Here is a 25,052-nt window from a genome sequence, read left to right on the forward strand (position 1 = left end):
CCGCCCCCGGATGTCTCGGGGGGCGGGTGGACAGTCATCCGAGGCGTGGCCGGGAAGGTTCTGCAACTGGCTCTTCAGCCGTTTCAAGATCCAGTCGCTGCTCACGTTGAGCAAGCACATGCCGCGCATAGTCGACCAGGTGGCCAGAGATCTCGTACAGCCGGTCCTCGGCACGATTGACCAACCGATAGCGATCGACGGCACCTACTCGCTTCGTCTGCAGCGAATCGAAGCCGCCTGCAATGATGTCGTCGACGAACTGGCGTGCGGTCACCACGTTTCCGTTGTAACGGTAGTGCGTGCGGTCAAGCTGAGCGAGCACGTGCTGCAAGTGGCTCTCAGCAGCACGTTGCTGCGCAGCGGCGTCGCGGCGATGTTGCTTTTCCGCCTCCATCTGGCTGGCCTGCTCCGGCGAGTATCCTGCCCACCCATAGATCGCTACGGTGATCTCCTTGGCTGTCTTGGCTAGTTTGATGCCTGTGACCTGTGTGAAGTAGCGCTTGGATAGATCGTTTTGCCCCCGCGGCCGAGCCAGCCACCCCAGCAAATGATCGATGTCCTTGTCGATCAACGCCAAGGCGAACTCGCGGTGCATCCGGCCGGGGATCCCGCTGTGGCGATCCGGATCCTGCGCTCTCATGAACTCGGCGTAGCCTTGGGCGACCCGCTCCATCTCGATGCCGGCGTCGCCGCGTTCATTCTTCAACCGTGACCAGGCCGTTTCTGTCTGTAGAGCTGCGACAGCCTGCTGGATGGCCTGCAGTGCGTCCCACGGCCGGCGTCCGGATGCTTCTACAGCACAGCGGAGCTCGATCGAAAGAGGGCAGTCGGGATCGTCCAGCCTAACCATAACCGACTGGTCGGTGGCACGGTTCAGCTGAAGCTCCGCTGGCAGATCAGCATCTTGCTGCTGGCCTTGGCCGATACGGCGTTGCATACCTTTCTGTTGGTACACCTGCAGGACGTGGTCGAGCAGCTGGTGGCCATCGCTATCGGCCGGGAAGAGCTCCATGAAGCTCGTAGCGTCGACCTCGAACCGAGGGTTGTCCTTGTTCTGTTCCTGCAGTCTGCGCTCGTAGTGGGCCTGCAGGCGGTCCAGTTCGCGCACTGCCCACGCGCAGGCGGAGGAAAGGCTAGTTTTGGGGCCAGTCACACCGCCTCCGGTATTCGGCAAGTAGGTTCCAGGCGACTGGTATTCCACCAGGATGAAGAACGGCGATGCGCGGTCCTTGAACCGTAACTCGTAGGAGCGATCGTCCAGGGGCTGTGCCCGGAACTTGCTCTGGTCAAGAGGCTGGATCTCGGCTGTGCTGTCGGCGCCGAGGTTCGCCTGGCGTATTTCCTCATTCAGCTGGACGAAGAAGGCGTTGCTGTCGAATGCCGGGGCGGATGCCGCTACAGCCAAGGCGGTCTCAAGCGAAGACTGACTCGGCTTTTTGGGCCAGGGCTGCCCGAGCGGGCGCCATTCCCCGCCGATGAATGCTCTCGCCCAGAAGCAATCCCTGCCGCCATCCTGCCGGCGGGGGTCATACTTCGATAGCTTGCGGTGAATGAGGGAGACAGCTGTTCCACGGATCAGCACGTGGACCGTTGCATTGTCGAGGAGGTCACCGACCTTGTGCGTTGCTCCCTGGGCCACCCCGCTCTCTGGCGACGTGGCCAGCGCCGATGGAGCAGCTTCATCGTTCGTCAGGAAATTCTTGGGACGATCTTGCAGAACGCCGGGGCCTCCGTGCGGTAACGCGGCGGCAGGTTCGGTGATCCGCACACCGTCCTTGACGATGCTGCGAATGCCCAGGGTGTTCTCTTCAAGAGATTCGCCGGCGTCGTTGCTGCCAATGGACTTCCAGTAATGATCTGCTTGGCTGAGTGAGTCCTCGATTCGCTCTCGAAGGTCATCCAGTGCGTCTGCTTCCGATAGGCCGGAGCCGCGCAGCTCGGCGTACTCAGGACCTTCACGGCGAGCCTCGTACCATCCCTGTCCTGGTGTGCGGTCATTCCACGAGACAGCGACCTCGCCGAGGATTTGCTGCAGCGCCCAATCTGCCATTTTCAGCGCTTCGGCCTTCTGTCTGGGCGTTGTGACGCTGTCCTGTGATCGAGCTATCCGACGCTGTTCCAGGACGATTCGGTTGCCGGCATAGAATACGGCGTCGAATCGAGAGGTAAACCCGTCCCCTCGGCAAGTCATCGGCTCCGATCGGCCGCTATGGTTACCCTGATGGTGATGAGTTGTGATCGCGCTGTACCAGCGGCCCTCGTCCAAAGCAACCTGGATCATTGCGGTGGCCATCGCCCGGCCCTTTACCCGCTGGTCGGCTTCATACAACAGGTTCTCGACCTCGGAGGAGTCTTGTTCGTCCACTGCGCCCTTTTGGGTGACAGCAAGAATCTTGGTTTGAATGAGGTCGACCGTGTAGGCCGGATCCAATCCTCGTAGCGGCATCACCCCGGCGACGATTTGGCCATCCAACTTCGCGTGCACAAGAGAGCCGTGGTTCGGAGCGTCGATTTCCCAGTCATTGGCTACGAAGAACACGGCCCCTGGGTACTTCACCGCAATGTAGTCGTGATAGCGCTTGTCGAGTGAAACGAGGCGGCCCGAGGACCTGGCTAGGATCACGGCATCTTTGTCGTCGTGCATCCTTCGGTACACGAATACCGGTTTCATCGCGTCAGCGGTCTCATGCTCCAGAAAACGGCTGATGTCCGGCCGTTTCGCCAGAGGCGTATTCTGGAAGCGACGGCTCTCGTTCTTCTCGAAGCTGCGGTAGTTCGGTTCTTCCAAATCGAATACGTGGCCGTTGGTCCAAGCGACAGAAGCTCCGTTCCGGACCCGGAACCAGCCGTTATCCTTGTCTATCCATGCTTTGGTGAAACCGATTTCTGACGCTAGAGGCTTTGTCACGGCCTGGGCCCCGAATGGCTCGAACCGTTCCCAGTTGCGCTCCTCCTCTTCGGCTTTGGCTGCCGCGAGCCTGGCCTCCAGGTCGACCAGGAGGCTTTCCGCCTGGTGGACGGTGGTTGCAGCACTTTCTAGCATCTCGATGGCCAGCGCGTTCTCAGGAGCAATGGTGCGCAAGTCCTCGATCCGCGCTGCAGTTTTCCGCAGATGGCTGGCTTTGAACCCCCGGAGGTTATCACCCAGTCGCCTCACTGCATCCGCCAGCCGTTTGGGCTCGCTGGGTATATCCTGAAATTGTTCCAGACCTACGGCTATGTTGAATGAGGCGGGAGAGGGTAGATGTTTCTCCATGAGCGTCACCAGCTGGGCCTGGTCCGCCGGCAGGTCGGCGCTGAAGGCGAGCTGGGCAACCCAGTCTCCTTGGGACACCACTCCTCTGTCAGCGCAAAGAACACGAATGAGTGCCTGAACCCGGCGCTTGGGATCGACCTCCTTCCTCGACACCGCCAGAGCAGCTTGAAAGGCTTCTACAGGATCAGCGGGCGGTAGGAACTGCAGGGATCCGTCAGCTACCCAGCACGTCTCGACTTCCACCATCGCTTCGGCCGCATCTCGAATTAGCTCGAAGCCTTTGTCACCCGCCGAGTTTTCAAGAACCTTGCTCACCACCCCGGTGACCGGCTGCTTTGCCGCGTTGGCAGGAGTGAAGCGGACTCGATCGCCCGCCTGCATTGTGCTCCCGGTGAGCTCATTTTGTGGCAAGGTGGCCCGGGCGGCGGCGACCATCTCGGTCATTTCCGAGGCCATGAGTTGCCGGGCGGATTTGACTGCATTGTGGTCGCCACGCTTATGAGCGGCATACAAGTCGCGCTCGGCTCTGCTGAAATCGGCCGAGCGATAGTGCTCGGCCGGGGCGAAGAACCGGTACCCGTTGAAGGATGTCTCAGCGTAAAAATCGCCGGGAAGCGAATAGCGAGTAGCTTCGTACCTCGTGTTGATCCCGTACAGGGGGAGCCTGGTGGGAGCGGTGGATGGCAAGCGCAGCAAAATACGTGATCTGGTGATATCGGCCGGCTCTGCATCGGTGGTCGTTGCAGGTCGAGGCAATACCTCACGCTGCGCATTGATCTCGTGCCAGCCCTTCATCCATTCGCGCATCGCAGGTACGCCATCGCCTACGTTGCCCCCCAACGTTGCCATCAGATCCTTATCCCAGGCTGGAACGCACTTCATGCCCTGTTCTGCAGCCCGTCGACCTAGTTCATAAGGAGACAGCTGGACGGGCGAGGAGATTGCACTCGTGCTTTCAAACTTGAAGGCCTCAACCAGGGACTCCCTGACGGCCTCCGCCGCCACGTGGAGCACTCTTTCACCTTTGGTGAAGGGGTCGCCGTTGACCTGCACCACACCCCCTTGGGACACAGCGATACGGACAGATACGTCTTCGCGGACCAGCGTGGCGTAGCGCCATTTGCCAATGGTGGACGGGCCAGACTCCTCCCAAGGTGAGACTTCCGCGTTGAGCTCGGCGGCGAGTTTTTCAACGATGGCCATCCCCTCGTAAAGGCGATTCTCAGGGCCGTCTTCCAGGCTTTCATCGGCATCATCCGACCATTCCAGCCGGGCACTGGAGAACCCCTGCTGAAGGAGGTTCTGGGCAAAGATGTTCGCGAAGCTGCGGTCAAGGCCCCGCAGTTCTCCGCCACGGATCGGGTTCTGCACTGCGGTCTCGCACAGAACGAGGTGACCGGCGGGGCGTATCTCGAAAATCATTTCGCTATCGATGAAACGATCGCCGTTCGACTCCAGGTAGTGGGTGAGGCAGAGACGTGGCGACGATTCCGCTGGCAGACGCTCGATAATGAGATCCGTGTAGGGCGGATTGACGAGCCGGACGTAGCTGTTGAATCCCGTCATCAGCCGCTCTGCCAGGCCAGCCTCTGATAGCAGCTTGGAGACGGACCGGGCTGCCCGTTCACCTGGGCCGTAGGCGACATCTGGATAGTCGACCAAGACGTGAAATGGTATTTGCTTGCCGTCGGCGAATGCCCGGCGAACGGCCTGCTTGTGAGCTGCAGTCAGCGCTTTTGCGGGTGTGATCTGGTCTGTCGCGAATGCCTGGTTACGGAAATGGACCTCCACTGTTCCGTCCGAGGCCCTCCTGGTGACCGCGACTGTCTTGAATTGGTGTTGGGATACCAGCCATGCCTCCGTGGGCTCGATCGAGCTGCTGCCCGCCGCTGCGCCAACGCGCTCAGGCTCCCAAGCGTCATCGATCGATGCTGCCTGGATCTGGTCTTGAGGATGAGGCGCTGCAGGGGAGGTATCTACCGGCTGCTCTGCGGTATCGAGACGAAGGCGTTCGGCTTGGGCGAAGTCTATCGCCTGCTTTCGGTCGAGCGCCTCAACGCTGCAGGGGAAGCGACCATCCTGGAATACCACAAGGTACTCAGACACCATGCCGCGACGGCCAAACTTGGCTACTTCATGGGCCTTCACGACTCGCGCAGGACCAGTGCGCTTACGTGCCGACTTGATTGCCGGAAGCATGAAGGCTGCGACAGATGACCGTTCAGGCGCAGCTGCAGCGATTGTGTGCGACTGGTCTGGCTCAGGATCCAGAAGGGAAGGGTACTCGGCAACAACATCGAAAGGGACCTGCTTGCCCTCCGAGAGAGCTTTCATCACCACGTCGTAGTGCGTTACGGCCTCTTCCAGCGCCGCGATGGCCTCTTGGTCGCCGGCGAGCGCACGCTGATGCCGCCATGCCGCAACACCGTAGGAAAGCTCGGAAAGCCTGCCAATTCGCCCAGCCTCGGAACTTGCGGAAACCTTCATCGGTGTGGCGAGCTCGCGTCGAGCGGAAATCCACTCTGCCGAACTCATCTGCCAGGGGGCCTTTTCGACGCCGGCGTTTTGTCCCGCGGCGACTGAAACAGCTTCAAGATTGCTCGGGATGGGGACGTAGAATATCTCCGACATTTCCATCTGGCGCGACCTGGCCTTGGGGAAGTGGCGGATAATTTCGGGGAGGGTGAAGCGGAGGTTGGTGCGTCGGTAGAGGGCTCCATCTTTCTCGAAACCCAGCTCCGTTACCGACTGGGGGATCACTCCCCCAGGTAATGACCGCAGGACAAGCGACTTGCCTTCTGGATCTTGTTGGACGTTTAGCTCTACATCATGTTCAGAAAGGTCGATCCAGGTTGGCATCCACTTACCTCATCTCATTTTCAGCTGCGCCTCCGCTGAGAGAAGAAGTGCTTGAGGAGGCGCTCGAATTCATTGGTTTTCTCGGCTGCCTGGGCGATGGTTTCAAGCGCGGCCAGGGTGGAGGCCTTGCTGCCATACTTCAGCTGCAGCTGCTCAAAGATCTTGTCCATCTCCTGCTCCGGGAGATGTTTCTCGACGTTTTTCTTCGTCGCGTCCATCAGGTGGATCAGCGTCATTTCTGGGGTAGCGCAGTGCATCTCGAACTGCCCCAGGGGATCCTCGAACTTTGCGAGCTCGTACATCCTCTCGTCGGTGAGCTTGGGATGGACCATGCTCTGTACGATGCGGAAGTCACCCTCGTATGGCGCGATGCTTTTCTTGTATGGGTAGTCACCTCCTAGAAAAACTCGCCCGTCCACAGGTTTGCGGTACCAGGCGGTGGAGTGCGTCAAAGCAGCGCTTTGGAAGCAGAACTTCGCCAGGCGGATGCCATAGAGCTCAAAAAGGACCTCGGCATCTTTTCCCGTCCTGAAGTAAACCCCTTGCGCGACCCGAACGATCTGTTTGTCCCGCTTTAGGGCGTATGCTTCGTGCTTGTCGGTGTTCACCCCGACAAGCAAGACATCATGTCGTTCGTCCATCAATCGAAAACCATCATATTAAGATTAGTATTTATAATCAAACGAAAGTAAAACAGAGGCGTCGTCACATCGCCTCTCCCTCTGGTGGCAGCAAATGGGCATAGATCTGTGTTGTGGCAAGATCCTCATGCCCAAGATTCTCCTTGATCTGCAAAATCGGCACGCCTCTGGCGAACATGACGCTCGCGGCCGTATGGCGGAGCACATGTGCGCCACAACGCTTCAGCTTTCCTGCCAGCCCAGCAGACTGCAGGTGCCGGGATACCTGTTGGTACACAAGCGATCCGGAGAGACGTCGTCCAGCCCTTGAGATGAAGAGCAGATCGCTTTCCCGCTCGTGCTGCTGCAAAACTTCGGCCCGGGTCTTGAGCCATGCACGCATGGGATCGAGGGCGCGGTCGTCATGTGAAAAGTCGATCAGCCGCTCCTTATTCCCTTTTCCTACTACCCTCATCCGGCGGTAGTGAAGGTCCAGTCCACTAATAGTGGCATTACAGATCTCTTCGTTCCGGAGACCGGTCGCAAGCCCTAAGCTGACTATGGCGGAATCCCTGACTTTCGCTGGGCCATGACTTGAGTCTATCACCTGTAAGAGATGACGCTGGTCTCGCCACATCAAAACCGGAGGCAGTCTCTTTGGCCGGTTTCCTCCACCTGGCGTGCCAGGCCTGCGGCCCGTGTGTCTCGGCAGGCGTTCCATTGGACTATCCGTCACGACTCCGGTTTCAACAAGCCAGTGGAACAAGGCGCACAGCGCAGAGTGGCGCAAGACCTGATATGCCCTGGAATAGGGCTTCCCGCCGACGCCAGGAGCTCGGAGGAACGCTATCACGCAATCATCGTCAAGCGCATTGGGGAACGCTTCCTCGCTTCGACTGTCTATGTAGCGCAGGAAGCCGGTCGCCACTGCGCAATAGACGCGAATCGTCTTCGACGAATACGGGCTGGCGAAGGCGGTCCTCAGCCAGTTCTCGAATGCGTCGACGGCGAATGCGGGAGTGGTCACGGAAAGAGATCCAATTTTCGTGTATAAATTTGATTTCAGAGTAGCTACAGAGTGCCTATATGTTTCACGTTGGCGCTGTTAAACTATAAAACAATGCGAGTCATAGCCACAGAGGAACCCACATGCAGACGATGACCTTGGCCCTGAAATCACTGGTTGACCAGGTGAAGCAAGGCCCGGCGCTGGGTAATTCTCAAGCCTCCAGCCCCTCGCGCAGCGTCAAGATCGCTGATGTCCGGGAAGCTGCAGCCGAAGCCAAAGAATCCCTCCAGCTCAGGTACCGCTAAACTCAGGCGGGCCTTATAACCAATTAAAAGTCGCTATTCTGCGGACAAGAGTCTACAAAAAAGGGGCGTCAGACCAGTGGTTTGGCGCCCCTTTCTTTATGCCCTAAAGCGATGGCCGTGTGCCATTATTTTCATCTCGAAATGTCGCGTCTGCCATAACTTTGGCGCCAGAAAAATCGAGATAGCAGACCTCGGGGATTTCGTAATCGCGGTCGCCAATGCTTTCGTCCGGGAAGGCCTCCTGAAGCTCGCCGACGTCAACGCGCATGACTGCCGGCAGCCGCCCTGAGCTAGCCACGATAGCGCCACTGCACACATCGAACTCATAAGTCTCATCGCAGCAATGGAGCAGGGCGGTTCCGCGGGAGAGCTGGCGAGCGATAGCAGGAAGCACCCCCGCAGAGTGGATCGCTGTGACGCCGGCGGGAGTGACGCTGACTTGGGGCCACGAGCCCCCCAGCTGGTTCGGCTCGGATCCGCCTGTCCTCTCGGCGTAACCCAGGAGCACCAGGTGGGTGAGATTTTCAGCACCATGTGCGCCATCGCCGCCCCGAGTGTCGCCCCACGCATATCCCGCAGCACCCTCTGCCGAGGTCAGGTAAATTCGGGCCAATTCGCCTAAATCAGGGTCCGACTTCACACCGGGAAGCAGCGACTTGAGACCTAGAGATGTCAACGGTGCATCACCGCACGCCCCTGGGTAGCTGCCGCGGAATAGGTACACTTCGCTATCCAGGAGCTTCGGTGACAATGCGAGCACGGCGCACATGGGCACCGTCTGCGGGCCTATCCCATCACACACGAGCGCCGCGTAATGGGGGGCGGCCAACACATGACCACCTGGTAGCTGCACGGGTTTCACACCCTGCTGAAGGCCCTGCCCGAGTGCTCGAAAAATCCGGTCCGCGAATCGCCGATGCGGATCCTGGACGATCATCCTGTTTTCAAGCGCCATGAGGGCTCGCAGCTCCTCATGACAGCTCTCGACCAGGGAGCTGTCACTCGAATCACGGTAGCGCTCGATGTCATCCATCAGCTTCTGATGAGGATTTGCGACATCAAAGGTCAAGTGGGCCAATCGACACGAGAAAGGCCAGGGAGTCTGACCATAGGTGCCGGGAAAACGCATTTCCCGTACCGTCGTCCAGAAACGATGCAGCTGCTCCAGATCATCGAAGCGCTGCAGGAGATCCGTCACCCGGTCGCGTACTCCGGTGACTGGCCAGTGCTCCTCTGCAGGCCAGTGCGCCAGAACGTCGTCGATACTGTTCAACATGTCTGTGTACCTGTGTTAAGGACGAGGACCTTCAAGCTCTAAGTCCGGCTCGAAGTCGAAGTCACTGGCGTCGAAAATGTCATCCGGGGCGCCTGCCGCAACCGCGGCCGTCATCTGGTCCCGGTGTTCTGCCTCGAATTCCTCACGGAAGTCGGGATGGAAGCTGAGTACATATCGAGCCATTCGCTCCGCATCACGCGAGGCACGGAAAATCTCCTTCTTGTCGTTGCGGAGGACCTGCAGGTAGTGGTCGACGTAGCCCGCATGCCCATCGACGCTTCCGGGCAGCGCAAGCCGCATGGCCATCATGGCGCTGGCCATCTCCGCACGCAGTTCCTCGCGAGCATATTCATCTGAGTCGCGGCTGGGCCCGAACTCACGAGCTAGGCGACTTTCGTGACCTGACCAGTGTGCGATCTCGTGCAGCAGAGTGGTGTAGTACTCGGCGTCGGAGGAGAACGACTCCCTGTCGGGCATATAGATCCTGTCCTCGGAAGGGGAGTAGCCTGCGCGGCGGAAGCCATGGACGATGTCGGCCCCGCAAGCCTCAATGATCTCCTCGCAGATATCCCGAGTCTCGGATGAAAGCAGCTTCTCTCCGCGGCCAGTGGTCTCCAGCTCAGGAGCCCCGTCCATTTGTGCCAGGTTGAAAACCGAGTAACTGCGAAGAAGCGGTATGACGCGAACTTCTGGTTCGCCGGTCGCACTCAGCTCGCCGGTTTCCTTGGTGAGACGCTTGTAGAAGTAGATCTTGGAGCCGCTTTCACCGCCACGGACTTGCCAGCCTTGAGCTTGCGCGGTCTTGTAGGAGCACCACCGGTTCTCTTGGTAACCCTGCGAAAGAAGTAGCATCACGTTGATGCCATGATAGGGCTTGCCGGTTACGGGATTCATCGGCCATCGCGGTGTGTTATCCCACTCGCATCGCCAAGGCTCTGCTCCAGCTTCGATGGCGGATATGATCTGATCCGTCACCTCTTGGTAGTGGTCACGAGGCGCACCTCGCTCGTGCTTCCCTTTTTTCCCAGCTCCAGCGCCCTTCCGTCGACCAGGTTCGGCTGCTGCTTCGAGGGGATCAATCGGCTCCTCGATCGGGGGAGGGCTGGATGGCAATGCCGGTGACGACGAGGCTGCCGGCGCCTCATCGCTCATGCTCAAGCGGACCGACGGGCCATCGGCGCTAAAGCTCCGATCATCGCCGCGCTCCCACAGCATGGCAGTCGCTTCTGCCGTCTTACGATCATCCTTGACCCTGGAAATCTGCTCAGACGTGGCGTTGGAATCGTGTCGGAGTAACTCTTCGACCTGCAGCGCTTCTTGCGCAGCCTTATACAGCGCATCTTGTTGCTGACTGACGCTGAATTTTTGCAGCCACTCAGGGCCAAACTCGTTTCTAAGCTGCTGCAGAACGGCCGCATGCTGAGTCCCAAGGCCTGGGTAGCTGGAGCGACTCCAGCAGTTGTTCAGCTCGGCTTTCCAGCTTCGGCCTTTCAGGGTGCGGAAGACCCTGATGGCCTCCAGTTGCAACAAAGAAAGCTTCGTGTCCTGCCGGCTGGCATTGTTAGAGGCTACAGGAGCATGGGCCGGCGGCGCCTGTGTCGCCGAATCGCTGGGACGAAGGCGTTTGATCAGGGCCATCAGCCTTACTCCCCGTCCAGATCTTCGGCATCCTGCAGATCGCCCGGGACGGCGTCCAGCCCGAGGTCACGGACTTCCTGCCAGCCCAGATCGTCGTGGGGGATATCACGGGCGCCGACTTCAGGCAGGATCTTCTGTGTATTGGTGTTGGCGGTATCGCTCATGGCAGTCTCCATCTAGGGGGAAATCACCATGATTCTATTAACTGAGGCGTTTAAAAACAAACGATAGTCAATTTTGAGCGCGAAAAGACCCGTCGCCGGGCCTGGCAGGATGCCAAGAAAAGAAGGCCAGCTCCATCTGGGAAGCACATGGTGCGCCGGAGCCGGTAAGGGAAGGGGGAGCGCTTTAGGCGGGACTTAGCCGATGCAGGTACGGAAGTAGTCCATGCGACCTTTGAATTTGAGGCCTGCAAGATCATCCATATCGGACAAGGCGTCCTCAGTAATCTTGTCCAGCATGACGAGCTTCATGGCTCGAATCACCTCATTGCTTTCCTCAGGTTCCAGCATTCCGACAACCATCCGGAAGGCGACGTCTTCGACGAGGCGATCAGCGGCCGCGACAGCCACCACCACATCCAAAACTGCTTTCCGAACCACGGGCTGGTATGTCTCGTCGGAGTACGTCTCAACGAATTCCTCACGCTCATTCGGATCAGCGATCTCCACCTCGGCATACTGCTCAATGGCGTCGGCCAGCAAGGCCTCCGAGACAACTGTTTGAATGAGTCCGTCGAATACTTCTTTTGCGTTTTCCATCGTCACGTGTTCCTTGAAGCTAGCGCGACCTAGATGCTGGTAGGCCGCGCAGAGGAAGTGTTCATTATTGGTAGCTTGGTCGCTACTCTTTTTTGAGCATCACCGCCAGCTCCTGGGGAAGTGGCGCACCTTCAAATACCTTTACCTGGCCCTTGTCCCGGTCCCGGTAAAGAATCATCGGAGTTCTTCGAAACCCCGCCTGGCGGAATAGAGCCAGGTTGTCCGCAAGGTTTTGGCGAATGTCTTCGGTGACTGTCGCCGGCTGCAGCTGACGCTTCGCCATCTCAGCCATCGGGATCAGCACGCCTTCGGTAGCTGCCTGCTGGTAGATCGCTGCGTTCAACTCGTTGCTCGACGCCCGGAGAATGGAAATCGGGATCCAGCGAACTTGAACGTCACCTGCGGCAACCGGCGCCCGGAGCATGCCCCATAACTCGTGGCAGTACGCGCAGTTCGGATCGAAGAAGGCGTACATCACGCGATCAGCATCCCCCTCCGCCAGCCATTTCAGCTGCTCGGCCTGCTTCCAAGCATGAGCCAGACTGTCTGCGGACTGACTACTCTGCGGAACCGGTTCTACACTCGCAGTACGAGCCAGATCCACGCTGGTAAGATTGGCGCCTTGTGTATCGAACATCACACCGGCTAACAGACTTTTGCCATCGGGCGTGACGTAGAACAAGCGCTTTTCGGCACCGTTATCGACAACGATCCCTTTCATACCAGAAGCCGCTGGGAACGCCTGAACGATCATGTTCCCCTTGGACATGAGGTAGGACTCCACGGGAGTCACCTCAGCCGTTTCGGCGGCGGCAGCATGGCTTGCAAAAGCAGCCAGAGCAATGGGTGATAGCACTTTGCCGACTAACGTACCCAATATCGAACCCTCCCTACGTCGGAATGAATAAATTTTTGACGGTTTATGTAGAAGCCCACCCCGCCAGTACGGAAAGCTGACATCAGGCGACCCTGATATTCGATCGGAAGGCTCGGGAACTTTCCGTCGCACGCTTGCCCCTTCGTGTGGTACGAGTCCCGTGCTGCACCCTCTGTAGCCTCGTTGGTTTCCTTCGTCCGATATCCACTGTTGACCTGGTAGGGCTCTTTGAAGCCATAGGCAAGCTCCAGCCATCCCTGTTGACCCCGGAGGAGGTTGAGCAGCCGCAAATCGATCTCCGTAGCCTTGCCTGCACGGACATCTCGCAGCATGTGGCAGGCCTCGCGGTATCCAGCCAAATCGAGGTGGCCATCTCGCCAGTAGCAGATCTGCTTGTGCTCGCCGGTAGATGGCCGATAGAGGTTCAACACCCGAGGCTTTGCCCAGAATGCCGCTGCGTCCGCCTGGTTCGCGTAATTGGCAGGCAGCAGCAAGCCGGTTGAAGCGAGCAACGGGGCGCTGAAAGTGAAGGCCCCCATGCCGGTGATCCCAGCCACTACAGAGCGTTTCAGCAAATCTCGGCGGGACATGGCCAACTCAATGCTCATGCACGCCCCCCAATCAGCGACTCCAGGTTGCTCATGACATCCTCCATTTCCTGGTCCTTGCCCGCTTTCTCAGGCTTAGGAGGAACCGGGTATTCGGAGCCCTGCGTCGCGGCCTGGATGATGTTCTCCACCATTGCACCTGCTTCAGCGGCGGGCGCCCCAAGACCCAAGGCGATACTGTTCAACGACACTCGGGTAGCCTGCTCGTCGAGCAGGCCACCTTGTCCTGCTGGAGGCGTCTCTTCTGCAGGGCGCTGGACCCGACCTTCCAGCGCGGTTTCGATGATTGGTATAGCGGCAGATGCCAGCGCCACGATGTCGATGCCGAACGGTTCACGCGGAACTTCGGCGAAGATGTTGATCGAAGCGAGCTGGCCACCGTCGAATACGATTCCTGCATCATCACCGGCGGCCACCACAGGGGCTGCTGCGAGAGCAGGTTGATCCGCGCCACCCGGCGCCTGGGCAAGAGAGGGCATAGCGTCGCTATCGCTCGTCGGCGCTTGTGCAAGCGCACTCCCATTCCCAACTGCGCCGCCGGCACTGCCATCGTCCTGGTCGACCACTGGCGCAACCGCCGAGTCGTCGTATCCCAGCAACAAGCAGATCCCCCGCTCCACACCCAGCTTCGCGGTGAGGTACTGCTTGTAGCGCTCTCCAGCCTCTACTTCGGCCACATATCCGAAGAAGCCATCAGTGGAGCGCTGTTTCGCGAGCGGAAGTGAGCGCAGTGTTTCACGTAGTTCTTGTGTGTTGATGCTGAAAGCCTTCAGCTCAGCCTCGTTGGGCGGGATCACCTTCACGAAATGATTTAGCTGGTATTCCTTGCTCAAGCGTTTACCAGAGAAGTCTGCATAGAACATTCGAGCGCGGATGATATCCGACTTCACCATGAAGTGGATCTCACCCTCAACCTGCTCTTTGAAGTCCTGGAGTTCTACGCGGCTGACACGTTCAATTCGTGCACCAGTGTTACCGCGATAACTTCCTGCACCATCATCGGCCATCTCGTAGCCGTCCACCACTGACACGTAGGCCTCCCCGGCAAGTTTAACGGCCAAGTCAAAGGTATCGGTTGGGTCCTCAAGTTTTCCGAAAATCTTGATGTTGCTGTTAGAGACAATGGCGAGCGTCTCTTCTTTCGATGTTCTGTAGAACGCCTGCAGGTCCTGGCCTGCCGCGATGAGAGCAAATCCGAGGCTACGAGCCTGAGCCCACATCAGTGCCGCGTCGTCAGGGATGTAATAACCTAGTTCATCAAATATCGCGATGAATGGGGTTGGGGCCGTAGTCTGTCGAGAGTCTAACAACTCCAACTTGCTACCCTCAACTTTATTACCCAGTTGGGCACCCATCATGCCTTTCATGCCAGCCACAATGATCTTCCCAAGGTTGCCTAACTCGGGACGACTTTTCTCCAGTGCCGGAAGTAGAGCAAGGAAGATGCGTCGATTGACAACAACGTCCTTTAGTACCACTTCCCCTTGAGGCGTATGGTAAATATGCCCGTAGGTATCGGCAAGGGAGCTCAGAATACGGGTGAACTGCATTTGCTGATACCCGTACTGCTCGTTAAAGGTTGCCGACTGATTCTCACCTTTATCGCGCTTATAACCTGGCACGTCATACAAGAAGGCTTGCATCATGTCCCTGGACTTCTGGCTGATGTTAACATTATTCATCAGCTCGAAATATTTAGGGTAGGGCAGGGCCTCCCGAATAGCACCGATATGCAACATGAGCAAACTTTGGTCGCGCAGATCCACCAGCGCCGGCATAACCGAACTGATGAAGCTAATTGCACGCCCCTTCCACATATCACCTTTGGCATCGCCGGCATCCATCAAACTAACCACGAGCTGAATTAGGCTCTCGCTGTTGCCTACCGCAAACGGGTTATAGGTATTTGAAAGTTTGTCGGATCGCTTTTTCGTTGTGTCAGCGTTGCCGGTCATGTAGTTGATTACCAGGAGGTCGTCTTCGCGCCCCATGGAACGGACCATTGAAAAAATCTTGGCGTAGAGACTTACATCGCCCTTTCCGTCTGTATATGCGAAGCCCGACCCCCAAACCAGGGCATTATAAGCGATTGAAATCAGCCCTTCGGTTTTACCGGCCCCGGTCGAGCCTATAATGAAAGCGTGTGTTCTAAGATCTTCGTTGGCCGCCCATATTTCCGCATTATCGGACTTCCGATTACCAATGAAGGCGATGCCACGAGACTGCTGAGGCTTGCCAGTACCTGGGTGCTTATCGTTGCGATCCAGTTCGTTCAGAGACTTGCGCTTCCTGAACGGAATATCTGGCTTGCGCGAGAGTGGAATAAAGCTGTAGATCAAGCCAAGAACAAGACTCAGCTCAAACAGCGCAGGAAGAAAGAATAGCGGAAACACCAGTATGACGTAGACGATAAGAATCGCGTGAAACGACGAAAAGTCTTCCAGGATCTGTTCGAAAAACGGCCGCGTATCCCGAAAGATTCGCGTCCGTTTAATCTCGTGATGCTTCTCTACGCCGTGAACCATGCGCCTATACCCAGTTATTCAGCGACTTGGAAAGCGAGTTTGGGATCGCAGCCAGGTCCTACCGACTGCCCAGCATCGATGCTCGGTGCCAGTCCGAAGGCTTCCAGACCAGTCGCCACATCACTCGACATCGCCGGCGCGTTGTCGCGCATCCCTTGCTTCCGAGCTGTTTCGGCAGCGTTGTAGATCTGCTTTGCGATGTCCTCAGGACTCATGGCCTGCAGCTGGTCTGGGTTCGCAATGGGATCTGCTTGTAGGTGATCAGGAGCGCTCTGCCAGTCAAACGGATGTACAGTTACAGGGACTGGGGCGCCGCTGTCCGCCACTCGGACTGCAGGATGCGCTGCATCCAGCGACGAGAGAGCCGACGGCTCAATATTGCCCCCTTTGCCAGAGACGACATCGATATAGGCACTGACAAAGAGGTAGCCTAACCAAGCGAGCAGGGCGAGTCCCACCAGCTTCATTACCGACAACTTCTTGGTCAGCAGACTGTTCACCTGAGTGATCAGGTATACGCCGTCGGTCTCGCTCGCCACTTGCGCTTTAAACAGCGAGGTCATAGCGCCTTTATCCGAGCCGTATTTTTCGGGGGCCTTGGCCACCACAAACAGATTGCCATCCGCCTCTTTTTCCAAGATGAAACTCAGTGTGTCATCCCCATAGTCAGAGAGATTCAGGGTGTGCAACTGATATGCCGGCGATTTGATTTCGAACGAAAGTCGCTTACGCTTACGTTTAACCGAAACGTTTTTGGGGGCGCGGCGAATAAAGTTCGCGAGGCGCTCAATCATCACTTTCTTCATCTACCATCTCCCCAAGAGCAGTTTTAATTCCTACCAGCGCCGATTCAATACGCGGATTCATGATTGCCGATTTAGCGACAACCTCTGACAACCAATGTGAGCGCAAACCACAGGCTTCTACGCTGGCAACGTCCATGCCGATATCGCACAACGAATACCAAGTGACACGATCAACTGCCTTTAACCATCTGAACCAATTTGGCGCAAGCACACCATTTGCTGAAGCCGCTGCCTTCATTCCCATCAGCACTGTGCGCTTATACGCATATCGACTTACTACACGCTTAACTACCTTGGTATTTGCATACTGGTGCAATGCACGTTTTGCATGTAACGAATTCAGCAAGGCAATCTTTTTCATTCGCTTTGCCCTCACATATGCACGGGCGAGCTCATTAATTATTTTAAGCGCGAGGTCGTTGTCATGGTTCATCTGGGCTGCAAATGCGGCAAAGAGCGAACGCTCATAGGGCTTCAAGGAATCGACCCCCTCCCAAGGCTTACCAAGTTGCGCAACAAGAATTGCCCTGGCCCGCGACAGCTTTAACGCCTCTTTGTTATCCAGCAACTCAATATCTGCAGGATCTTCCTCCTCGCCCAATGCAGCAGTTCTGACCAAAAACTGGTGCCGCCGGGCGTAATCACGCACCTTAGCCCGCATACCATGCACCGAGTGATTGAGTGGCAGCGCGATAAAATCAGTTTCGAGGGCCGGCAAGATAACCGGCCATTGGCTCGCTTCCTGTTTCGCTAGACTGACAGTTGTATGTTTATTCGAATACTTATTGCCGCGATCGGGCGCCCGGTACATAAGATACCCAAACACGCTGGTAAGGATAACCAGTACATACCAGCGGAGCTCCCGGCTCGCGACGATGCCCGAAGACCAAAGTGACTTAGGGGTTGCATCAGCTGGATGGGTGCTCGAAAGCCATTCGATCAACGCCAACCTACCATCTGCATCAAAAAGAATTAGGCTCGCTTCGAATCTTCTGAGAGACATAACAACGGTAGAAATTTTTTCGTGCCCAAAGTACCAAAGCGCGATGATGCCTACGAAAATAAAGACGATAACCCAGAGCAGCTCATCAGTATTGGACTTATTGACATTACCGCGGTTCATTGCTGCCCCCGGACTTCTTTAAGATTGTTCCATACACGATGCTTGTAGCGATAGTTCTTGTCGGGCGTGCGGGAGTGGTAGTTACCAACGCCTTTCCAAAAATCATCACTCCCCAGCACGCTACGCTGAATGTAATAAGTACCGATAAAAATATTCAGGCATTCGTTGTTGACGAGCATGTCTCTGGTTATTCCAAACTTGGAGAGTTCCGCGAGATGAATGCTATTAATTTGCATGAGCCCCATATCGTAGGAGCCGTTCTTGTTGTAAGAGACTTTTCCAGTCGTGCCACCTTCGGTGCGAATGATGGCCTTGACCAAGTCGGGATGCGCACGGTAATGAGCCGCTGCTCGGACGATGCAGACCTCGCGAGCTTGGCCAGTAATGTGCGGACTAGGGGCCGCCATTGGCAGAGCGTCAATCACGAACGCCCCTCCTGACGCAGGAGCCACGACTTGAAACTAAAAAGGCGTCGTTCACGGATCTGGGCCACTCGGAACCTGGTGACCAAGAAACGGGTGATGCTCAACGCGAGAACGCCGAAGGACATGAGGCCGTGGTTGATAGGACTGGGCGACCAGGGCACTAGCGCGAGGAACACGCCGGCAACAATCGCCATCAGGCCAAACAGTACGGAAAGCGCATGCAGATACCGGCAACGGGCATCGAGATCCTTCTCGCTCAGGTGAAGCCGGGAGACCGCATCCGAGAAGCTTTCTTCCCGATAGGTACGCCCCGTAAGGGACTTCAGCAGGTTGTAGATCCGCTTAGCGTTGTGGCGAGCCTCACGCCAATCACCGGTGACGGTCCAAACCCATTTTTTGCCCACCCAGGCAGTAGCCCGGCCAACTTTACGTAGCGCGCCGCCCTTGTTGGTCACCTCAGACATGGCTCGCTCCTGCGGGCTGGGTAACCCTCATCATGGTTAGGGCGTACTCTGTCGTGGCCACCAACCGTTTCAGGGATGAAGAAGCCCTGGCCTTAAGTGCCTCCAGCGGGAAACCGTGAGTAAACTCAGGACGGGATAGAATCGCTGCAGCCGCATCAACATCGGCGGCATCCTTCAACGCACCCAGAACCTCGCCGCGACAATATTCCCAAGAGGAAAGCAGTACCTCTGCCGCGTGCTGAATAAGCAGACGATGCAGCATTTCCTGAGGGGCAGCAGACAGCCCAGAGCCACCGTTACCGAGGCGCGTCACTTGCTCCGACACTTGCTCGACCAGAAACACGGCCAACTCCGACAACAGGTCCTCAGCTTTCACCTGCAGGCCAGGTACCTGCGATATAACGATGGCGAAGTAGCGCTCGACCTCCAACGACAGCGGGGCTACTGAAGTGAGCAGCGCGAGCTGGGCACCGAGATGATCACCAGTAGGAAGTCCGCCGAGGGAAACCTTTTGGGATGCGGCCCACGCCCCATCGACCATAGCCCCCAAAAACTCGACGGTGACTTCGGGATACTCTCCGGCCGGCATACCGCCGCGGGAGATCACTGACGAGATCCACTGGCTGGCCACGAGCTCGGCGGTGAAACCATGCAGGTGTTTCTTGGCCCAGGCGGCATCGAGCTCCTGAGGATCCACTCGCCCTGCAATATGCTGGGCGAGGCCAGTAGAAACGAGAGACATGCGACGTACAGCCTCAGCGATCCTCGCCGGATCTGCGTCATGCCCCGGGTAGATTGTTGCTGCCTTGAAGACTGGAGCCAGGCCCTTGAGGACCTCGGCGAAACCTGGCACCAGGGCTGCGGACGGGGCTTCTGGCTGCGAAGCCTCATCAGCCTTTGGCTCTGCAGGTAGCTCCGACTTAGGTTCCGGTGCAGCCGGGGAGACGACTTGCGTCTCGATCACAACCTGACTGGTCGGCGCCGGCGATACCTCCGCCTGGGCTGCAGCTTGCTCGGGCTTGCCGAGCAGCATGTTTTCAAATTCGTCCAGTAGTGAACCGCCTTGTGCAGCAGCTGGCTCCACTGCCGCCTGAGTGGCAGTGGTTTGTTCACCGCTGGAAAAACGCTCCACCTCTTGCTTGTGAAGCTTGCGCAACATCGACATCAGGAAGCCTCCGCCGTAGCAGCTTCGACGTAGTCAGCAAAGCGATCGCCCAGCACGTACTGCAGTTGGTCGAGCATGATGCTGTTGCCTGATCGAGGAAGGGACTCGATAATCAGCGCCGTGGTGGCCATTCGCCAGAACTGGCTTAGGAATGAGTTCCGCTCGCTGACCAAACGGACCCGGGCGCCGAACAGGGAGTTGCCCTCACCCTCCAGGGCGAAAGCCAAGTCGCCACCGATCCGCCTGGCCGCGAGCTCGGTTTCAGCTGCAGCCAACAGGGCAGGGGCATAGGTCGAATGATTGAACACAGCCTCGACCGGAACAGACTCATCGCCGAATTTGAAGGTCCACCCACGCTCACCCGCCAGGTGGATCATGATGTGCTCAAAATCGCTGTACTCGATTCGACTAGATGCTTTGACCATAGGGAAAGATCACTTTAGAAGCACGTCATAGACAAACAAAAGTGAGCTTAACAATACGCTAAAAAAACTGCAAAGGCATTTGCTATTTTTTTGGCGGAATGGTCAGCAAGAATATTGGCGGTGCGGCTTTCGCCCTCTCGATAAGGCCCTCAGTTTCTGCCCTGGAAAGCTCACCATCTGAAACAGCGGCGTTGTAGGCAGCGATCAATGCTGGATCGCCAGTGCGGGTTATGAACCCCCTCACCACCTGAACTTCACTGGACTGCAGGGTAGGGCTGCGATCCTGGAAATACGCGAAGGCGAGAGCCGTGCAACCAGCAGCGAGAGCCGCCATGGGCAAGGCTCGCTTGAGGGAAGGGCAGCTAGAAAACAGGGCGATGACGGTGTTCAAGTTCTTCTTCCTGTTCGTCCTGCAAAACATCGAGCTGGCTGATCAGCTGAGCAGCCAGCTCGGCATCGCCCTCCAGGGCAACCTGCATGGCATGGTTGACCATGTGTGAAACTTCGCTGCCACGCTCCTGCAGCAAGTCCTCGATCCTGGCAGTACAGAGAACATCTCGAAGCCCCTGCGGAGCAGCTTCAAGTACTCGTAGCCCCTTCGTCGTCAGCTGATAGGCGTCGTCGACGAAGCCGCGCTCGGCGAAGCGAGCAGCATGAGACGGCCATGTGCTGGGACGACCAACTCCGTGCTTCATCATTTGTTGCACCAGGGCGGCATCGAGCCCAAGTGCACCGCCCTTCGTTGTGACCGAAGAGGCAGGCCGCCAAGGGAGCATCGGCCGCCGCGCATCCCGACTCCAATCCAGGCTTGCGAGGAAATCAGGCAGGTCGTCCAGATTCGGACGCTCGCGGGCAACCACCAGCCCAGACTCGAATGACTGTCTCGCAATAATGGATAGCGCCGCCTCTCGCAGACTGCCCTGCAGAGAAGGAGGACGCCCCAGATCGAGTCGCTGCAACAGCTCGCTGTTCAGCACGTGGATCGCCTCATGAGCGACCCCATCCGACTGGATGGTCGGAACTGCAGCTTTACGGAACGCCCGGATCCCCCGTACCTTGGCGAGCGCTTCCAGCACCTCAACCGTCGCATCACTGAAAGCACGCGACGATGTGCGGGGATAGGAAATGTCACCAGCCTCGTAGAGCTCCTGCAGCAGCTCCGCCGCCTGGGAGATGCTCAGCCCTGCTGCGGCATTGAGTGACAGCAGCGTATCGCCATAATTGCCTGGCTCGCTCAGTCGCTCAGGTGTAGCCATCGCGACCTCACGCGCCGGCAACGCATCGAGTTGCGCGATAAGTTCGGCCGGGGTAGCTACGCCAGTAACAGGAAGAACCGCTCGAAATGGCTCACCACCGTTCGAGCACGGCATCGACAGCCCTATCAGGCTGTGAGGCAGTCCATGCTCGGCGATCGAGAGGAGGGCGGTCTGAACTCGGCCAACGGTCCGGCCCGTGGAAAAATCAGATAACCCCCCACCAATGAGTCGATCGACAATCCGCCGCGCAACTCCGGCATTGGACAACGCGATATCAACCGGAGACAGCTGAGCCAATCCCCTTACCATCGCATCATTGGTGAGACCGTTGAGCACCAGACGATACGCAGGCTGCCTGCAGCCAGCAGCCTCCATGAGGCCGACAATATCAGCTGCGATTACATGTCCTTCTTGATCATTATCCGTTGCAATCAGCACTCGCCCTTTGCAACGTGCCAGGCAATCGCACAGGTACCGAAATGAATCTTCGCGGATCGGGCGCCGATTGGTTTCCACATATTCCTCACCCCGCAGAGCGATGCCCAGATCGCGCATGTCCTTCGGCGCTTCCAGAACATGGCCGATGGTCGCGCAAATGTCGGCCTGCAGGCCGACACCCTCACACAGGCGCCGGAAAGTCCGAAGCTTTCCAGGCGCCTCAATGATCACCAGATCCCGCCCCATACAGTCTGCCATTCAACGTGGGCGCATGGTCGCGGAGGGTTCCTCACCGTCGAGCCCAGCCTGACGGCCGTCGACGTAGAAGCCCGGCGTCGAACCAAGCCCGGACAGAGCAACGCTTCCACCGAGATACATCGAAGCCTGCCGCGACTGCTCGGCCTCTCGCGCCTTCTCGGCTTGATCTGCCTTGGCGCCCAACCCTTCCTTAATGCGCTCGAAACCACGGGCCAACAGCACTGACGCAGCTCCCAACAACGGACCAATGCTGGCCAGCCCCACCCCAATGCCTTGAGTACGCCCACCAAACCCCATATCACGGCCACCTGGGGAGAACGCTTCAATAACAATTTGTGGAATGGTGAGAGGATTCGCTTGGTGACTGGCCTTGTATGCGTCGACAGCAGCACGCCCCCCCTGAATTATCAGATCCGTTTGCCCATGGGCCTCCTGCACCACGCCCGCCACTATCGTCAGGGCTCCAATAGCTGCTGGAAGAACGACAGCCCATTTAAGATCACATTCCGATACAGCCCGGCAGAATTTACCCCAAATACTTTCTGCCCCCGAACTCAATCGTTCATTCAGTTCGTTCATCTGCTTGTCCCTTTCTATTTTTGATTTCCCAACTCTGTCTCGATCAGAAGACAGAACTCTTCAACTAAGCTTGCGCCTTGAATAGTGGAGTTAGAAAAGCGAGGCAGCCGACCACCGGCCAGGTCCGACATGAACCCAGCATATGCAAGGGTTTGCGCCTTAATTCGGCCAAAAACCTCAGGGGAGACGACCTTGTCCGCGGCGTCCACAAGCACAGAGCAGTTGTCGAGCCGTGCTATGAGCCGGTTGATATTTTCGTCGGTAATAATTTGCATGTTATCGACCCATTTTTATGTTCGAAAAAAGTCGTTCAAGTTTGTCTACAAGTTTACTGACAAGCTCTTGAAGCTCAGCAATAATTTCGACTTTTCCATTTAGACTATCGAGGGCGGACTTCATGGAAGTAGAATGTTTTTCCAGAGTTTCGGCGTAGTCATATCCGAGCTTGCTGCCCATATCGGAAAACCGACCGGAAAGGGTGTCGAAATCCCCCAGAAGCCGCTTCAGATCTTCCGCCGTTTGCGCAGCACCTGGTGCCACCTGACCATCTATCTCCCCCTGCGACTTCAACCAGGTGGCCTTGCGCTCAACGGCATTGGCCAGATCCGAAAGCTGTCCTTCCAGAACGCCATAGCCATCTACGCTCCGCGCTGTGAACTTGTGCCCCACCTCTTTAAAGGAAGTCGAGAACAGGCCGCCAAGGGCGGTTGCGACATTGAAGGGCGCCGAAAAGGCCTTCGATACCAGGTCGGGGCCGAGGCCACCACCGGTGCCGGCGGCCCCATGCTGTTGTACCCCCGCCTCCGCGGGGGNNCGCCTCGGCGGGCTCCGCTCGCCGGCCCCGAGACGGGGAGCGATCTCGCTTGTCCCGCCGAGATCCAGTACGGGCTGAGTCTTTCACCGAGGTTTCTTGAGCTGACGCATTGCCTGCATCTGCGAAAACTTGATCGGTACTGGTCGCGGTGGCGCCGGCAGCGGCCCTTTCGGTCGAGGAGGAATCCGCAGGGCCACCACGAGCCTGGTCATTGTCGCTTTGGCCAGGCTGCTCCTTCTGCTCCGCGTCCCGCCGCCAGTCCAACTCCGGCGCACCCATCACTGACCATACGTTGCGATGCACCACCTCTCGGCGGACCTCGCCCGTTAGTTTCCCGTCTTCGTCACGAACCTTGATATCGACCTCGACTGGCTGCCTCCCCAGGTTCTGGGCAGTCAGGACCTCACCAAGTTGCACCCCAGAGTCTTCGAGTGCTTTTTCCAAGCCCACACCCCATAGGGTTTTGGTCTCGCCAGTGGGCAGCTGTAACTGGACGTAGAAGCTTGCCGACTCGTCTTTCTCGAACTTGTAGGGTGCTGCGCCGAAGGCCAAAAGCACCCCAGTAATAGGTGGTCTCTCCATGCTTGGATCCTCCTGTTACTGCGGCGCAAGCCGGCCCATAAGCCGGTCGACAAGCCGCTTGATCCGCTCCCCAATCTGCTGCGCCATCTCCTGCAGGTGCTTGAAGGCGCCATCTTTCGTCCCCGGGAAGCCTTCGGTAGCGGCCGAAATCTTCGAAAGGTTGCGATCGACCGCGTCGGAGTAGTCCAAATTAAGGTCGATGCCTGCTTTCGCGTAACGGGATGCGAGGTCGCCGAACTCGTCCATATGCCGCTGCAGGTTCGCGTAGTTAGAAGCGAAATCCGCGTCCTCCATCAACGAGGAGAAGCGGCGGCCGAACTTCTCATAGGGGCCACCAGGCTTCATCCCGTCGAATATCTCATTGGCCGGCCGACCGGTTGCCTTCAGTTCAGCGATGAACTCACCCATGCCTGACTGCCTGAGTCGGCTGGTCAGCCCGTCGATGCGAGTAGCGTGATCATTGAGCTGCCTCTCCATGACTTGGTGCCCATTGACGGCTCGCTTCTGATAGAAAGAGCGCGCCTGATCGCCCATCGTCTTGAGTGAGCCCAGGACAAGGCTCCCCGCCGCGGAAGCCAGCGCGAAAGGTGCCGACAATGCTTTGCTCAACAGGTCCGTCCCGCCGGCCGTTGGCGTTCCTTCAGGATGAGGCGCTGCGGAGTTCGCTGCAGGGGCAGGGCGCACGGCCTCTGGCCGGGCAGCCCATTCCTGACCTTGGTAGGGCTGGGAGAATGCCTCGTCCGGGATGTGCCGATACTGACCATCCAGCACATCGTCCGGGCTGAGGGTACGAAGGTAAGGCTCCGGAAGACGATCAGCCTCGGGCATTTGGAAGGTGCGCAGGTGAGGCTCGACGCCCATAGCTGCATCTTCGGCGATGTGCACTTCCTCCTGGGCGGGCTGAGCTGCGTCAGGACCTGCAGCCCCCGCCGAATCCTGCGGCAGCGAAGCGAGCACATCGGCAAGCCCGCCATGACTGGGCG

General features: G+C 57.8%; 22 protein-coding genes. 1 reads left to right on the forward strand and 21 read right to left on the reverse strand.

Annotated elements, in window-relative coordinates:
• Positions 1–34: 34 nt before the first annotated feature.
• The 3 genes from G1E_RS22300 to G1E_RS22310 form a co-directional block, all read right to left on the reverse strand.
• Positions 35–6,115, reverse strand: coding sequence for a hypothetical protein (locus tag G1E_RS22300; protein ID WP_009681543.1), 6,081 nt, complete (start codon positions 6,113–6,115; stop codon positions 35–37).
• 20 nt (positions 6,116–6,135) lie between these two features.
• Positions 6,136–6,756: a hypothetical protein gene (locus G1E_RS22305; RefSeq protein ID WP_009681544.1), complete on the reverse strand. Its 621-nt coding sequence runs from the start codon at positions 6,754–6,756 to the stop codon at positions 6,136–6,138.
• Positions 6,757–6,820: 64 nt separating this feature from the next.
• Positions 6,821–7,762 (reverse strand): tyrosine-type recombinase/integrase, encoded by a 942-nt coding sequence (locus tag G1E_RS22310; RefSeq protein WP_009681545.1) that lies wholly within the window; start codon positions 7,760–7,762, stop codon positions 6,821–6,823.
• 122 nt (positions 7,763–7,884) lie between these two features.
• Between G1E_RS22310 and G1E_RS28795 the strand changes: the two genes are divergently transcribed.
• Complete coding sequence (locus tag G1E_RS28795; RefSeq protein WP_009681546.1) at positions 7,885–8,049, forward strand: hypothetical protein; 165 nt, start codon at positions 7,885–7,887, stop codon at positions 8,047–8,049.
• Positions 8,050–8,152: 103 nt separating this feature from the next.
• On the opposite strand, the gene G1E_RS22315 is transcribed toward G1E_RS28795, so the two are convergent.
• The 18 genes from G1E_RS22315 to G1E_RS22395 all read right to left on the reverse strand — a co-directional run bounded on the left by G1E_RS22315 (position 8,153) and on the right by G1E_RS22395 (position 23,342).
• On the reverse strand, positions 8,153–9,325 hold the full coding sequence (locus G1E_RS22315; RefSeq protein ID WP_009681547.1) for a hypothetical protein: 1,173 nt from the start codon (positions 9,323–9,325) through the stop codon (positions 8,153–8,155).
• A gap of 15 nt (positions 9,326–9,340) precedes the next feature.
• Positions 9,341–10,963 carry an ArdC family protein gene (locus G1E_RS22320; RefSeq protein ID WP_009681548.1) on the reverse strand — a complete coding sequence of 541 codons (1,623 nt, stop codon included), beginning with the start codon at positions 10,961–10,963 and terminating at the stop codon, positions 9,341–9,343.
• 5 nt (positions 10,964–10,968) lie between these two features.
• Positions 10,969–11,127, reverse strand: coding sequence for a hypothetical protein (locus G1E_RS28475; RefSeq protein WP_009681549.1), 159 nt, complete (start codon positions 11,125–11,127; stop codon positions 10,969–10,971).
• A 195-nt stretch (positions 11,128–11,322) separates the two neighbouring features.
• Positions 11,323–11,724: a hypothetical protein gene (locus G1E_RS22325; RefSeq protein WP_009681550.1), complete on the reverse strand. Its 402-nt coding sequence runs from the start codon at positions 11,722–11,724 to the stop codon at positions 11,323–11,325.
• 82 nt (positions 11,725–11,806) lie between these two features.
• Positions 11,807–12,601 (reverse strand): thiol:disulfide interchange protein DsbG, encoded by a 795-nt coding sequence (gene dsbG / locus G1E_RS22330; protein WP_009681551.1) that lies wholly within the window; start codon positions 12,599–12,601, stop codon positions 11,807–11,809.
• Positions 12,589–13,209, reverse strand: a complete 621-nt coding sequence (locus G1E_RS22335) for a DUF882 domain-containing protein (RefSeq protein ID WP_009681552.1) — start codon at positions 13,207–13,209, stop codon at positions 12,589–12,591. Before G1E_RS22335 ends, dsbG begins: the two co-directional genes overlap by 13 nt.
• Positions 13,206–15,734, reverse strand: coding sequence for a hypothetical protein (locus tag G1E_RS22340; RefSeq protein ID WP_023118070.1), 2,529 nt, complete (start codon positions 15,732–15,734; stop codon positions 13,206–13,208). The genes G1E_RS22335 and G1E_RS22340 overlap by 4 nt, the downstream gene beginning before the upstream one ends.
• 14 nt (positions 15,735–15,748) lie before the next feature.
• Positions 15,749–16,540: a hypothetical protein gene (locus tag G1E_RS22345; RefSeq protein ID WP_023118069.1), complete on the reverse strand. Its 792-nt coding sequence runs from the start codon at positions 16,538–16,540 to the stop codon at positions 15,749–15,751.
• Positions 16,521–17,663 carry a hypothetical protein gene (locus G1E_RS28480; protein WP_009681556.1) on the reverse strand — a complete coding sequence of 381 codons (1,143 nt, stop codon included), beginning with the start codon at positions 17,661–17,663 and terminating at the stop codon, positions 16,521–16,523. Before G1E_RS28480 ends, G1E_RS22345 begins: the two co-directional genes overlap by 20 nt.
• On the reverse strand, positions 17,660–18,088 hold the full coding sequence (locus G1E_RS22355; protein ID WP_009681557.1) for a lytic transglycosylase domain-containing protein: 429 nt from the start codon (positions 18,086–18,088) through the stop codon (positions 17,660–17,662). The genes G1E_RS28480 and G1E_RS22355 overlap by 4 nt, the downstream gene beginning before the upstream one ends.
• Positions 18,085–18,552, reverse strand: a complete 468-nt coding sequence (locus G1E_RS22360; protein ID WP_009681558.1) for a hypothetical protein — start codon at positions 18,550–18,552, stop codon at positions 18,085–18,087. The genes G1E_RS22355 and G1E_RS22360 overlap by 4 nt, the downstream gene beginning before the upstream one ends.
• The gene (locus G1E_RS22365; protein ID WP_009681559.1) at positions 18,545–19,717 is read right to left on the reverse strand and encodes a hypothetical protein; all 1,173 of its coding nucleotides are present in this window, start codon (positions 19,715–19,717) and stop codon (positions 18,545–18,547) included. The genes G1E_RS22360 and G1E_RS22365 overlap by 8 nt, the downstream gene beginning before the upstream one ends.
• On the reverse strand, positions 19,717–20,094 hold the full coding sequence (locus G1E_RS22370) for a hypothetical protein (RefSeq protein WP_023118068.1): 378 nt from the start codon (positions 20,092–20,094) through the stop codon (positions 19,717–19,719). Before G1E_RS22370 ends, G1E_RS22365 begins: the two co-directional genes overlap by 1 nt.
• Positions 20,095–20,224: 130 nt before the next feature.
• Complete coding sequence (locus G1E_RS22375) at positions 20,225–20,533, reverse strand: hypothetical protein (RefSeq protein WP_223813025.1); 309 nt, start codon at positions 20,531–20,533, stop codon at positions 20,225–20,227.
• Positions 20,505–22,082, reverse strand: a complete 1,578-nt coding sequence (locus G1E_RS22380; protein ID WP_110676739.1) for a DNA topoisomerase — start codon at positions 22,080–22,082, stop codon at positions 20,505–20,507. The genes G1E_RS22375 and G1E_RS22380 overlap by 29 nt, the downstream gene beginning before the upstream one ends.
• A gap of 12 nt (positions 22,083–22,094) precedes the next feature.
• On the reverse strand, positions 22,095–22,673 hold the full coding sequence (locus tag G1E_RS22385; protein ID WP_065861622.1) for a hypothetical protein: 579 nt from the start codon (positions 22,671–22,673) through the stop codon (positions 22,095–22,097).
• A 14-nt stretch (positions 22,674–22,687) separates the two neighbouring features.
• The gene (locus tag G1E_RS22390; protein ID WP_009681564.1) at positions 22,688–22,948 is read right to left on the reverse strand and encodes a hypothetical protein; all 261 of its coding nucleotides are present in this window, start codon (positions 22,946–22,948) and stop codon (positions 22,688–22,690) included.
• Between the two features lies 1 nt (position 22,949).
• Positions 22,950–23,342, reverse strand: a complete 393-nt coding sequence (locus G1E_RS22395; RefSeq protein WP_047150113.1) for a hypothetical protein — start codon at positions 23,340–23,342, stop codon at positions 22,950–22,952.
• Between the last annotated feature and the right edge of the window lie 1,710 nt (positions 23,343–25,052).

The organism is Pseudomonas sp. TJI-51 (assembly GCF_000190455.2).
GTDB classification, from domain to species: domain Bacteria; phylum Pseudomonadota; class Gammaproteobacteria; order Pseudomonadales; family Pseudomonadaceae; genus Aquipseudomonas; species Aquipseudomonas juntendi.